This is a genomic window from Cohnella xylanilytica (assembly GCF_014212175.1).
Lineage (GTDB): Bacteria > Bacillota > Bacilli > Paenibacillales > Paenibacillaceae > Cohnella > Cohnella xylanilytica.
The window spans coordinates 1-13,854 of the sequence record NZ_JACJVR010000038.1 but is presented as its reverse complement, the minus strand read 5'-3'; the positions used below and the strand labels follow the sequence as shown (position 1 = coordinate 13,854).

Annotated in this window: 6 protein-coding genes and 2 pseudogenes; 4 read left to right on the top strand and 4 right to left on the bottom strand. The window is 54.4% G+C overall.

From position 1 onward, the window contains the following. Positions 1 to 67 precede the first annotated feature (67 nt). Together H7B90_RS10110 and H7B90_RS10105 are read left to right on the top strand one after the other, a co-directional pair. The gene (locus H7B90_RS10110) at positions 68 to 1,837 is read left to right on the top strand and encodes a sensor histidine kinase (protein WP_185135746.1); all 1,770 of its coding nucleotides are present in this window, start codon (positions 68 to 70) and stop codon (positions 1,835 to 1,837) included. Beyond that, a complete protein-coding gene (locus H7B90_RS10105; RefSeq protein WP_185135745.1) occupies positions 1,812 to 3,437 on the top strand; it encodes a response regulator in 1,626 nt (541 codons plus the stop codon). Before H7B90_RS10110 ends, H7B90_RS10105 begins: the two co-directional genes overlap by 26 nt. Before the next feature lie 320 nt (positions 3,438 to 3,757). On the opposite strand, the gene H7B90_RS10100 is transcribed toward H7B90_RS10105, so the two are convergent. Further along, positions 3,758 to 4,387 carry a TetR/AcrR family transcriptional regulator gene (locus H7B90_RS10100; RefSeq protein WP_185135744.1) on the bottom strand — a complete coding sequence of 210 codons (630 nt, stop codon included), beginning with the start codon at positions 4,385 to 4,387 and terminating at the stop codon, positions 3,758 to 3,760. 294 nt (positions 4,388 to 4,681) lie between these two features. Between H7B90_RS10100 and H7B90_RS10095 the strand changes: the two genes are divergently transcribed. Then, positions 4,682 to 8,995: an RCC1 domain-containing protein gene (locus H7B90_RS10095; protein ID WP_185135743.1), complete on the top strand. Its 4,314-nt coding sequence runs from the start codon at positions 4,682 to 4,684 to the stop codon at positions 8,993 to 8,995. A 490-nt stretch (positions 8,996 to 9,485) separates the two neighbouring features. Here the strand turns inward: H7B90_RS10095 and H7B90_RS10090 are convergent. After that, positions 9,486 to 10,125 (bottom strand): annotated as a pseudogene (locus H7B90_RS10090) (TetR/AcrR family transcriptional regulator). Positions 10,126 to 10,471: 346 nt separating this feature from the next. Then, positions 10,472 to 11,311, bottom strand: coding sequence for a helix-turn-helix transcriptional regulator (locus H7B90_RS10085; protein ID WP_185135742.1), 840 nt, complete (start codon positions 11,309 to 11,311; stop codon positions 10,472 to 10,474). Between the two features lie 141 nt (positions 11,312 to 11,452). On the opposite strand from H7B90_RS10085, the gene H7B90_RS10080 reads away from it, so the two are divergent. Then, positions 11,453 to 12,400 (top strand): MBL fold metallo-hydrolase, encoded by a 948-nt coding sequence (locus H7B90_RS10080; RefSeq protein WP_185135741.1) that lies wholly within the window; start codon positions 11,453 to 11,455, stop codon positions 12,398 to 12,400. Between the two features lie 181 nt (positions 12,401 to 12,581). Here the strand turns inward: H7B90_RS10080 and H7B90_RS10075 are convergent. After that, positions 12,582 to 13,820, bottom strand: a pseudogene (locus H7B90_RS10075) (AAA family ATPase); the annotation flags it as partial. Positions 13,821 to 13,854 lie beyond the last annotated feature (34 nt).

Here is a 13,854-nt window from a genome sequence, read left to right as displayed (position 1 = left end):
GGACGCTCGACGTCTTCCCCCTTTCGTGCCGCGTCGGCGCGAACGAACCTTGTAGAGGAGAGAGACCGTGAGACTATCGTTGCGATTGAAGGTAAGCGTTCCGGTGCTGCTCCTCGTAACGCCTCTTTTTCTATTTCTGTACTATACCAATATTTATTCTACGAACATCGTGCGGGAGAAGGTCTCCGAATCCGCGTCCGGCACGTTGGCCCTTCATCTGGGAGGACTCGACGAGCTGCTTGAACAGACCGGCATCTACTTGCTTCGCACGGCAAACGACAGCATGCTGCTCGAGCTGTACGCGGAGAGCGGCCCGGACAGCGTCAATTATTATTTGTCGATAAGGAAGCTGATGGATCAATGGTACAACGACGTCAGCTATTACTCCGTTATACGAAGCGTCTTCGTCTATCATCAGGATCGGGACGAGCTGTTCCTCAGCAGCCGAGAAGAATACTACCGGGAGAAGGAGGCCATTCGCGAAGGATTGTCCTCCCGCTTGAGAACGTCCCGGCTTCCGACGTCCCAGAAGTGGGAGATCGTAACCGTCGGCGGCGAACCGGTCCTGTACAAGGCGTTGCCGGACAAGAGCGGGAGACTGCTCGTCGGCGTTCTTGTCGGCATCGATTCGTTGGCCCAGCCGCTGCTCCAATTGGATTCCGCGAGGAGCGACGAGCGGGTCGGCATCGTCTCCCGGGACGGCGACCTGCTGTGGGGGCGATTCTCGGACGACGAACTCTCCCGCATCCGCGGCCATCTGAACGATCCGTCGGACCGTGCCAGCGCCTCCGTTCGCCTGGACGACGACAAGGCCTATTTGTTCGTCAATAAGCCTTCGCTCTTCGCCGATCTCAACGTCTTCATCCTCTTGGACGAGAGGTCGCTGCTGGACGAGCTGCCTCTGTTCCAACGCGTGATCCGGTGGATTCCCGTCGCGGTCCTCGCGACGATCGTCATTCTGTTCGTTCTATTAAGCCGGCTCGTGTTCAAGCCCATTCAGCGGTTGGCGGGCGGAATGCGCACTCTGGGCCGGGGACGACTGGATTACCGGTTGAAGGAAGGGAACTCCAAGGAGTTCCAATTGATTACGCAGCAGTTCAACCGAATGGCCGAGCAGATCGGCAGCTTGAAGATCGACGTGTACGAGGAGCGGATGAAGGTTCAGCATGCCGAACTGAAGCATCTTCAAGCTCAGATTCATCCCCACTTCTTCATGAATTCCTTGAATATCGTCTTCCATCTCGTCGACCTGCGGAAGGATCAGCTGATCAAGAAGATGATCGGCCACCTCGTCGCCTACTTCCGATTCCTGATGAGCACGAACGAGACCTGGATTCCTCTTGCCGGAGAGTTCAGCCATATCCGCAACTATATGGAGATCCACAGGGTGATGTACCCGGACCGGATCGTCTTCGAGGAGCGGCTGCCGCAACAGCTCGAGAACGCGCCGATTCCGCCGCTGCTGGTGCAACCCTTCGTAGAGAACGCTATGAAGCACGGGTTCGTCAACAATCGGAAGCCCTTCCGGATCGAGTTGACGGCGAGCGAGGAAGCGGGGGAGGATGGGGCTGTGCGCATGGTGATCCGAATCCGGGACTCCGGGCCGGGCTTCTCCGGGGAGCAGCTCGAGAGGCTTAATCTCGGGGCCTACGAGAGGGAGCCGACCGACCGGCATTTAGGAATATGGAACGTGCGCAGGCGCTTGGCTATGTTCGATGACGAACGGGCGACTCTCTCGTTCCGCAACGATCCCGAAGGCGGAGGTCTTGTGGAACTGAGATTGCCCTTGCGAGAGGAGGGAGATCATTCGGATGTATCGGGTCTTGATCGTCGATGACCAATACTTCGCCTTGCTGGGCTTGCAACAGGGCGTGAATTGGGACGAGCTGGGCGTAACGGACGTCCGTCTTGCGGAGAGCGCGGAACAAGCGATGGATATGTTAAGCCGTCATACGGTCGATCTGCTCATATGCGATATCGAGATGCCAGGGAAGAGCGGGTTGGAGCTGCTGGCCTGGACGGAACGGCACTCGCCGGACACCCGGACGATCATGCTGACTTGTCATGCGGATTTCGAATATGCGCAGCGCGCCATCCAGCACGGCGCGTTCCATTACTTATTGAAGCCCGTCGATTACGAGCAGCTGAGAAAAGCGGCGGGGAATGCCATTGCCGAAGTCGGCAAGCAAAAGGAGCGGGAAAAATACGACTTCCTTATGCAGGATTACCGCAGAAAGTGGGAGCATCAGCTGCCGTTATTGGTGGAACGCTTCTGGCAGGATATTCTCAGCCAACGCTCGTCGCTTCATCCGGATTCGTTGCGGCGGTCCGCGGAGATTTACGGCTTGAGCTTCGCGCCGGACGACCGGTTCATCCTTGTTCTGTTAGGCATGGAGCAGTGGAAGGAAGACCTCAGCGCGCGGGATGAGGCTATTATGGAATACGCGCTGCGCAATTTGGCCGGAGAGCTGATCCTGGAGGAACGGGAAGGCGCCGTGATTCAGAATCACGCCGGTCTGAATCTGGCGATCGTCTATGAGAGGCGCGGAGGAGGGAGCGTCGGCGGCTCGCTGGAACGCAATTGCCGGCGGTTCCTGAACGAATGCGAACGGCTGCTTCAATGTTCGTTGTCCATCTATATCAGCGCGCCCGTCCTCCTGCCGGATGTCTTAAGAGCCTATGCCGACGTAACGGAGAGAGAGCAGAGGAACGTCGGTCGTTCCCGGCAAGTGTTCCCCGCGGAAGATCCGCGGCGGGACAAGCAACCCGAGAAGCGGCCCGCCGCGGCTCCCGTCGGCCTGTTCGCCGAATGGGCCACCCTTCTCGAGCTCGGAGAACGCGAGGAGCTGGAGCGCCGCGTCAAGCAATGGTTCCTAAGCTGCGAGGCGGACGGTTGGACGAAGGAAGCGTATCGTCCGTTCGTCTACGGCGTTCTCTTTATCATTCATGCCGTATTGGCCCAGAAGGGGCTGTCCGTGCACGAGTCGGCGAAGCTCAAGGGCTTGACGGACAAGGCGGGCTGCCCGAGAAGCCCGGCGGCTCTGCAGAGCTGGGCGATCGATTGCCTGGAGGCGGCCGTGCAGTTGCTGAAGGCAAGCGATCAGCTATCCTCCGCCGTCGTCGCCAAGGTGAGACAATACATTCGATCGCGGCTGAGCCAGGAGATCACCCGGGAAGAACTGGCGTCGCACGTGTATCTGAACCCGGCGTATTTATCCAGGCTGTTCAAGAAGGAGACCGGGCTATCGTTGTCGGACGCCATCATCCGCGAACGAATCCGGGAGGCCATGCGGCTCTTGGAGGAATCGGAATTGAAAATAACCGATATCGCGGAACGGGTCGGCTATATCAGCCTGGGCAGCTTCTCGAATTTGTTCAAGAGAACGATCGGCGTCACGCCGCAGCAGTATCGGGCGAGAAAAAGAGGCGGCGGTTGACGAAGAGGCCGTCCCAAAAGTCGCCAAAATGACTTAGGATGGCCTCTGCATCTTATGTAGCGATTGAATTTTTTTTGGGGGATCTATCGCCTTCCGGTTGCCGTTCCGCCCCGCAAAGTGACGTCGAGCTCCGAACGCTGCGGTCGCGTTTCGCAGTGCCGGCAGCTTGTCAATCTCGATCCGGAAATAAATCCGGGGGCCGAATGAACTCCCGATGCGACGATTAACATATCAAAACTAGTAAAAACGCCGTTTTATTATCGATTCCGTCCATTCATTCGGATTTGTGCCCCAACTTGTAAGAATCGGCAACAGGCGCTTCAGGACTGGGGCAGCTTCTTCAATCCGGCCGCATACAACGGACCGTGCACCAGAATGGTTGTCAGGATGCGCGCCATTTCCTCGGGCGACTCTTGCCTGCCGCTCTCCAGCCATTGTTGAATCACGCCGAGGTGCGCCGATCCCACGTACGTAGCAAAATACTTTGCCGGAACGAGGCATTCTTCTTCATTGATCAGCACGTCCGGGCTTTTCCCCAGCATCGTCTCTTGCATGAACGCTCTGATCCTGATCTGGAAAGACATGTCTCCCTTTGGTCCCAACGCCGCTCTCATGAATCGGCTGTGCCCGTTCATGAAAGCGAAGATGGCTGCAACGAACGGATAAATCGCCAATCGGGATGGCGACTGCTGCAGTTCCGTTCTCAAAGATGGAATAATCTCCTTCGCAATGTTGGACATCCCGACCATGATCTCTTCTTCGCATTTGGCCATCAGATCGTATTTGTCCTGATAATGGTCGTAGAACGTGCCGCGGTTGATTCTGGCCCGCGTCGTAATGTCTTTGACTGTAACCGCTTCGAAACCCTTCTCTTCGATCAATTCCACCAGCGCATCCCGAATCGCCTGTTTGCTGCGGACCACCCGCAGATCGGTCGTGTTCCCGCTCATCCGAATCCCTCCCGATTTTCCCGGAAAATTTTACCCGACACCTTGGCCAAACGTGTTCGTTAACCGACACATTCGCCATTATTGCTCGTTGAAGCCTTGCTTGTCCCGCATAATAATAATCTACTAGGTGCTCATTAAATTATAAATCCGTAGTTCGGGGGGAGCCAACAATAGACGACAAAATTCGGGATGGCAGAATGATGACGAAATAGATCCAATATGTAAATCGAGTCGTAGAATGTGGGAGTGTTTATCATGTTATTCATGAAAAGGCGAAGAGTCATTCCTCTTGTTTTGTCTTTCGTATTGCTGCTGACTGCAGCGGTTCCTTACGGTTCCGGGAAGGCCGATGCGGCGCAGACGGAAGCGGGAAGCGGAATTGTGAAGATCGCCGCGGGAGCCTATCATTCGCTGGCGCTGAAGTCGGACGGCACCGTCGTCGCCTGGGGAAGCAATAGCGCTGGTCAAACGGACGTGCCGGCCGAGCTTGCCGGGCCGGGGAAAGTGATCGATATCGCAGCGGCAGCGAATTATTCGCTGGCGCTGAAATCGGACGGCACCGTCGTTGCCTGGGGTGATAATCATAATGGGGTAACGGACGTGCCGGCCGGACTTACCGGGGTTGTGGCGATCGCCGCGGGAGGCGCCCATGTGCTAGCGCTGAAACCGGACGGCACCGTCGTCGCCTGGGGAAGAAATAGTCAGCATCAAACGGAAGTGCCGGCCGGACTTGCCGGGGTCGTGGCGATCGCGGCGGGAGCGTTGCATTCGCTGGCACTGAAATCGGACGGCACCGTTGTCGCTTGGGGAAGTAATACGTTTGGTCAATCGGCCATGCCGGCCGGACTTACCGGGGTGGCGGGGATCGTGGCCGGAGAGAATCATTCGCTGGCGCTGAAATCGGACGGCACTGTCGTCGCCTGGGGAAATAATAGTAGCGGTCAATCGACCGTGCCGGCCGGACTTTCCGGGGTCGTGGCGGTCGCGGCGAAATTGAATCATTCGCTGGCGCTGAAATCGGACGGCACCGTCGTCGCCTGGGGAAATAATAGTAGCGGTCAATCGACCGTGCCGGCCGGACTTGCCGGGATCGTGGCGGTCGCGGCGGGAGAGATGCATTCGATGGCGCTGAAGTCGGACGGCACCGTCGTCGCTTGGGGAAATAATGATGAGGGTCAAACGAACGTGCCGAACGGGCTTGCCAAGCCGGTCAAGGGTGGCGCTGTCGCGGCGGGATCGATTCATTCGCTGGCGCTGAAGTCGGACGGCACCGTCGAAGCCTGGGGAGGCAGCCCGGGAGATGTCTGGGGGGACGACGACCCGGATCTTGGTCAATTGACCGTGCCGGCCGGGCTTACCGGAGTGACGGCAATTGCAGCGGGAGCGTATCATTCGCTGGCACTGAAAGCGAACGGCACCGTTGTCTCCTGGGGAGATAACCGTTACGGTCAAACGGACGTGCCCGGGCTCTCCGGCGTGAAGGCCGTCTCGGGGGGAACGCAACATTCGCTGGCGCTGAGATCGAACGGCACCGTCGTCGCTTGGGGAGATAACTATTATGGTCAAACGACCGTGCCGGCCGGACTCTCCGGGGTGGTGGCGATCGCGGCGGGAGGGTTTCATTCGCTGGCGTTGAAAGCCGACGGCACCGTCGTCGCCTGGGGAAGTAATAGCAGTGGTCAAACGACCGTGCCGGCCGGACTTACCGGGGTGGTCGCGATCGCGGCGGGAGGAATGCACTCGATGGCGCTGAAGGCGGACGGCACCGTCGTCGCCTGGGGCGGTGATTTTCATGGTCAATCGTACGTTCCGGCCGGGCTTACCGGGGTGGTGGCGATCGCGGCGGGAGGGCTTCATTCGGTGGCGCTGAAATCGGACGGCACCGTTGTCGCCTGGGGAGATGATTTTTATGATCAAATAGAAGTGCCGGCCGGACTCTCCGGGGTGGTGGCAATCGCGGCGGGAGGGACTCTTTCGCTGGCGCTGAAGTCGGACGGCACCGTCGTCGCTTGGGGAGCCGGCCCGGGAGATAGTGATTATTACGGTCAAACGGACGTGCCGGGCAATGACCGTCTGAGCGGCCTGAAGGTGCAGGAGGGCGATATGGATCCCGCGTTTTCCCCTTCGGTCACCGCTTATACCTTCGTCGGCCTGTCGGAATCAAGCGTGCATATCAAGGCAACGCTGGCGGACGCGGCTAACGCCCAGCTGTATGTCGACAACCAGCCGCAAGCCAGCGGCAGCACGGCGACCGTAAGCGTCTCGGGAGCATCGACGGTCATCCCTGTTCGGGTTGAACCGTATTTGAAGCCGCCTCGAACGTACACGATCACCGTGCTGCGAGACGGAACGCCTCCCGACGTTCAGTTCGCCGCGAACGGCCAAGCGATGCCTTCGCACACGGCGGAGAGCACCGTAACCGTGACGGATGCGGAAAGCGGCGTCGACACAGCCTCGCTGCAATACGCATGGACGCAAGACACGGCCGTTCCCGCAGACGGCTGGACCGATTTTGCCGACGGCGACACGCTGCGGCAGACGAGCGGGGACGGCAACTGGTACTTGCATATCCGCGCGCAAGATCTGGCCGGGAATGTCGCCGACGCGGTATCGAATGCGTTCGTGCTGGACAACACGGCGCCGGAGCTTGCGCTGAACGGCAGCAATCCGATGAATATCCCGCAAGGCGGGACGTATGCGGAACCGGGGGCGGTGGCGCTTGATGCGATTGACGGCGCGATTCCGGCCTCGTCCATCACGATTTCGGGAGCCGTTGACACGACCCGCCTCGGCAATTACCCGATTCAATATGAGGTCACGGACCGCGCCGGGAATACCGCCGCGGTCATCCGCGATGTGAACGTGTACGACGGAGACGGACCGGCGATTTATTTGAACGGACCGAATCCCATGACGGTGGAAGCGAACAGCCCGTTTGTCGATCCCGGCGCAACGGCGCAGGATGTGCAGGACGGCGACCTTTCCGCTTCGATCACGGTGATCGGAACGGTGGATACGTCGACCCTCGGCACTTATACGCTAGCTTATAACGTTTCCGATGCCGCAGGCAATGCGGCTGCGACCGTGACGCGCACGGTCTATGTGCAAGATACGCAGCCTCCCGTTCTCACGCTGCTCGGCGATTCCGCGATGAACGTGCCGCTGGGCGCAGCGTTTGCCGATCCCGGAGCGCAAGCGACCGATGCCTACTACGGCGACATCTCCGATCGCATTGTCGTGACCGGAACGGTAGATACAAGCCAGGCGGGTAAGTATACGCTGCGGTACAGTGTGGAAGATCCATCCGGCAATGCCGCCGCGGAAGCGACGCGCACGGTGACGGTCAAGGCTCCTGCTGGTTCCAATGGCTCCGGCGGCTCCTCAGGCAGCGACGAGCCTGCGGCCATCCGCCAGGTAATCGTCAAATTCAACGGGGTGGTCAAGTGGGTGGACGCATCGTACGAATCGTCCGGCGGTCAACGCATAACCCGGATTTTCCCGACGGCGGAGCAATTGTCCGAAGCATTGGCAACTAAGCCGAACGGCATTCGGATCGAAGCGCAAGACATCGGAGACTCGGTCAAGATGGACCTTCCGGCCGCTCCGCTGCTTCGCGCGCTGGATGTTCGTCCCGACGCCCTGTTGGAATGGCGCGTTAACGGAAATGGCCTGCACATTCCGCTCCACGTCCTGCAAGGCGTTCCGAAGGATGCGGCTATTACCTTCGGGATCGCGGCGGCTGCGGGTTCCGTCAGCGACGACGGGAACGGAGCGATCGCGAGAGCGGGGGGAGAGCCGCTGCTCCCTCATCCGGTCGTGTATTCGCTCCAGGCCCGCGACGGCAGCAGCATCGATTGGGGCCGAACGTACGCGACGCTGACGGCCGCTCTGCCCGAACCGGCCAATCCGGATCGAGCGACTGCCGTACGCATCGACGAAAACGGGCGGCTGCGGTTCGCACCGGCTGTCTTCTCGAACAACGGCTCCCCCCTGGTGACGATGCGTTCGCTTTATAACGGCGCTTATTCGGTCATCCAATCGGATCATACGTTTGCGGATTTGAACGGGCATTGGGCACAAAAGGATATCGTCCTGATGGCGAACAAGCTGCTTGTCGAAGGAAGAACGCAAGACCGATTTGTGCCGGACGATCACATCAGCCGCGCCGAATTTGCCGCCATGCTCGTGCGCGCTCTCGGCCTGGACGATGAACCAAACGATTCGACGCCTTTCCGGGACGTGGCGCCGGGAGCGTGGTATGCGGGGGCCGTCTGGGCCGCTCAACAACATCAGCTCATTAACGGCTTGGGGGACGGGACGTTCCGGCCGGAGGCTCCCGTTACCCGCGAACAAATGGCGGTCATGATCGTCAGGGCGATGGAGTACGGCGGACATGCGCCGGATGCGAACGGGGCGACGGCGAGAACGTTCGCCGACGCAGCGGACATCGCGCCTTGGGCGGATGCCGCGGTGGAGCGGCTGACCGAAGCCTCCATCATCCGCGGGTTGACCGAAACGGAGTTCGGCCCCCGGGAATATGCGTCCCGCGCGCAAAGTGCCGTCCTGTTGAAGCGGATGCTGCAGGCGATGCAATTTATCAATCCGTAAGTTTTAAAAGTAGATTTTTAGCTCACTTTAAGAACACCCCGCTCACAAAAGGGGCATTAACCTCAAAATGGCGGCGTAAGGGAGGCTATCCCTGCGCCGTCATTGCACGTTTTTGGTCCTTTGACGCTTTCTTAAGAACAACCTGTTATATATGGAACGGTTCGAACGCTTGAGACGGGAAAGCGAGGAATTCGTGCATTTATGATTCAGTGGAAGACAACGATTGGAGGTGTTTGGCATGCAAACATGGTTCATTACAGGAGCGTCAGGAGGCTTGGCTTCACGTATAACTCGCCGGTTGCTTGATAGGGGGGGACCGTGTAGCCGCAACAGTAAGCAAGCCGGGTGTGCTGGATGATCTGCAGGCACAGTATGGCTCCCAACTATGGCAGGCTGATATGCTCCTCTGCAAGTAGCCGGTTTATTTATTTATGATACGATTCTCCACCCTGTCTGTAACGGCAAGTTAAAAGCCAACCCACAGATATGCTCACGAAATTGTTAGTAAAATTTCCGCTACCTGACTCTCAAAATTGGAATCGTCAATCGCATCCAGATGTTCCGGCCTAATCATTTGATATTGTTTCATCTTTTAATATTCGATTATCGCTTGTTTCAACGTGAGATCATACCATTGAATACTGAAATTCGGTTCCATGATGCGCCGCAGCGTGGCGTCATCTTGAATCAAGGGCAGCATGGGATTCATTCTGTTGAAAACCTTCCGGTCCATCCCGGTCTCAAAAAAAGCCTGTAAATTCTTATTTCGATTTTATTGGGCCAGGACTAGCTTATCATACAGCGTCGGATAAAATTCCTTGAGATCTTGCAGGAACAGGTCAGATAAATAAACAACGCACAGCAGCGACTGCAGAAAAGTTTTTTGGAAGCGATCTACATAAGAGAGGGAATCATCATTTACAACGATATCAGCCTGCTGCAAGTACTGAATTTCATATTCGACAACCTGTTCGATGATATCATCTTTGGATGAAAAATGTTTATATAGCGTCACTTTACTAATATCCATATATTTTGCGATATCGCCTATCTCAATTGGCTGACTTCGTTTTTCGAACGATAGGCTTAATTTTGTTCAAGTAATGATTAGCGCTCATCGGTTTCCTCACGACTGGAGCCTCCTTTGATGCTTACTCTACAATAGTATAGGAAAACCGATGGAATCACAATTTTCATTAACGAATTTTATTAAATTAACTATTTAAGTTAAATCGGTTTACTTTGGTGATTCCTTATCGTATAATCTGTCCTGTACCTAATCATGCCACACACTATGACTGAAAATTTCGCCGTCACTTGTGATACGGTTCTCCTTACGGTTCCATCGGGGAAAATCGATAAAGGAGCTGCCGCAGCATGCTCCTTTTTTGATGCTCACATGGATTTTATTTCTATGATCTGCAAGACAGGCTGACGATTCGGCAGCGAGGCACTTTGAGGTGCACGTGGATCACCTTACTGATTGCGTTCAAAATAATGAACCAGATTGTTTCGCGTTTCCTGTAACGGCAAAAACATCATCATTCTGATGTCCGGATCGCTGGGAACCTGCAGCGTGGTATGCTCGAATTCCAGAATCCCTAGCACTGGATGCTCCAACGCAATATATCCATCAAGGACGCTGCGCGCATGGTGTTGCAGCCATAGCCGGCCAAAATCGGCATTGACTGCCTTCAAATCCTCGATTAGCCCTTCAAACGAAGAATCCTCCAAATAACGGGCTTTTGCCGTGCGAAATTCCGCCACCACGCCGCTCGCGACCTGCTCCCAAGCCCGGAATCGCCCTTTCAATACCGGGTTGGCGAAAAACTGCCACAGCAAATTCAATTCGTAAGACGGGTTTATCCGATCGGGCTGGGAAATCGCAAATATGTCGTTGGCCGCTTTGTTCCACACCAAGTAATCCCAGCGCCGTCCGATCACAATGGCAGGAGCCGATCCGAGTTCATTGACCGCTTGCTGCAATAAGGAGCCGGTCTTTTCCTCTATTTGATTCACTTGAGGTGGGAGAGATTGCCCGGAGAGCAGGTAGAGATGGCGCCGTTCGTCCGGGGTAAGTCTGAGCGCCCGGGACAGGCTTTCCAGTACTTGCACTGAAGGGTGAATATCGCGTCCTTGTTCCAGCCAAGTGTACCAGGAAACGCCAACATTGGCGATCTGCGCAACCTCCTCGCGGCGCAACCCCGGCTTCCTGCGGGGATTGGTGGGCGGGAACCCTGCGTCACCCGGACAAAGATTTGCCCGTCTATTGCGTAAAAACTCGCCGAGCACCTTGCGTCGCTCGCTATCGTTCATATCCACCGCTCCTAACTGTTACTAGGAAACCTATGATTAAGGCGCCCACGTCCCGTCGGCACAAATACAGTATAATCAAGCTCAACAAGCGAAACAACATTGAGATCCCCCATCTTATTCAAAGAAAAAGGAGACTACATGATGCAGAATCATTTCCAATCAAGCACGCCGGATATCCGTCCTGCCGGAGTCTATCCCTTAACGCTCGGAGATTTCTACTGCCTTGTAATCAGTGATGAAGTAAGCTATTCGCTGCCTACCTCTCTCATAACAAATGCAACCAAAGAAGAAGTAGCTGCCACCCTCAGAGAATATGCTTTGCCTAGTACGCATGTGCCGATGCAGATTAGCGTTCTGTACATTCATACAGGACAGCATCAAATTCTTATCGATACGGGGCTTGGACATTTGCCGGGACCGAGCGGCAGAGCAGACTTCGTCGGTAAGGTGCGTTCGAACCTGCAAACATTCGGCATTGCTCCTGAGTCGATTAATACCATCATCCTTTCTCATGCTCACACCGATCATTATGGCGGAATCTTCGACGAAGAAGATCGATTTTCTTTTCCTAACGCCACTTACGTACTCTCCAAAGCAGAGTGGACGTTCTGGATGGAACAACCCGATTTAAGTTCTCTAGCACTCCCGGAACCTCTCAAACAAAGAACGGTGCAATTGGCTCAGGACTGCCTTACTCGCCTTCAACCAAAACTAAGGCTGATCGATGATGAAGAAGTCATTATTCCGGGAATTGCCGCGATTTCCGCCAAAGGAGAGACGCCCGGACACAGCGCGTTCCTTGTCTCCTCCAAAGGCGATTCGATGCTGGTAGTCGGAGACGCTTGGTCTCATTATAAGCTGACGCCGGAACACCCCGACTGGCTTACCGCCTTCGATTTGGACCCTGAGCAGACCGTCCGCACGCGACGCATGCTGCTGAACCGCGCTGCCGAGGAACAACTGCTGGTGCTAGCCTATCATTTCCCCTGGCCGAGCTTGGGGCGGATCTTAAAGCGCGACGTGAATTGGTCGTGGGAACCGATTGAATACACGTGGACGTATACCACGAATACAGAGGCACCATCCTGAAGAATTTGAGGGTACTTCACAGGCTGCTTTATCATAAGAGCGCGTATAAAATTGATCAAGTCAGCCAGTGATATACCCTGCTTGCAAAAATTTTCGCTTCACTTGTGATATGGTTCTTCGCGCTGTCTGTAACGGCAAGTTTCAACACGAAGGGGACACCCGCAGGTGCCCCCTCTTTATCCTAAACTTGGTCATTAATAATTTTGTCAAAAATACTAAAGAGCATATCAAAATTCCTAAAGCTACTGGGTTCAAAGGTCGGAACAATTTTCTCGGCAAAAACTGTTTTTGTATTACTTTCAACTTGAGCATACTGCAGTTCATTAGTCTCAAATTGTTTAACGATCACGCCCATAAATTTTGCTTGAAGTACAGGTTGAATCAATCCGAGGGAGTAACCATCAACCTCTTTGCGCAAATCGGCCTCTTCAAAGTAAAACTCAATAGGTAGGTTTTTGGTTGTCTCAAAATCCTCTCTTCCTTCAGGGATTGGAAGAAGTACTGCAAACCCTCTTCCGTTTTTATTCCTCTTGATATTTGAATATCCTTCAGTTAATGTGTAGTTTTTATCTAGCTTAAATGCATCCATTCCAGCCTGATCATAATCAAATAACCCAATAATGATGTTCGGACTATCATGTCTTACTGATTCTAGTTGTTTCCTCAGTATGCCACACCCTGCAGCCCCCCCACCTGAAGTGCCATCTTCTAAATCACAGCTAGTAATATTGAACGGCATCTCTCTTTCTGGGTATAACTTCGACCATGCCGTTTCAAGAATCATTTTATCAGTTTTCCCTTCAGTTATTACCGTTGGTTTTCGACTCGTAGCTATTTCGTCTTGTAGTATCTGCAACTCGCGCTTTTGGAGTTCAATTTCTTCTACTCTCTTTAAGTAATATTCATGTTGGTCCTGCAATAACTTTGTTAGACCTAATTCTTCATTCAACACATGAACAGATCCCTGATCGGATTTGTTTAAGGATACCACCTTAGTTTGGTACCCTTGCTTATAAATCCTATACAAAGACGTCTTAGTATTATTTATGGAAATAAACGCAGGAGAATGACTGGTAGTAAAAATTTGAATTACCTTTGAATAAACCTTTTCAAAGTCCTCTGCCATCTTTGTGCAAAGCTTATATTCTAGAGAATTTTCCGGTTCTTCAAATCCCCAGATAAATTGTTTGTTTGATATATTGGCTATATAATTCAATATGCTGGGAATATACCTAACCTTAATGCCATCCCCCCGTTGCTCTAACGGAACTTCATCTTCACCATAAATCGTGTTTACTAAAAAGGAGGTGTACAAGGACTGAAGGTTGGTTGGCAAACTTAGACTACTTGAAATACCCGTTGCACTTTCAAACTCGACATTTAACTTTTCAACAAGCTTTGCAATGTCTCCGTTTATCTCTTTTAACTTATTACCTCAACTTTCGCAGAGAGAA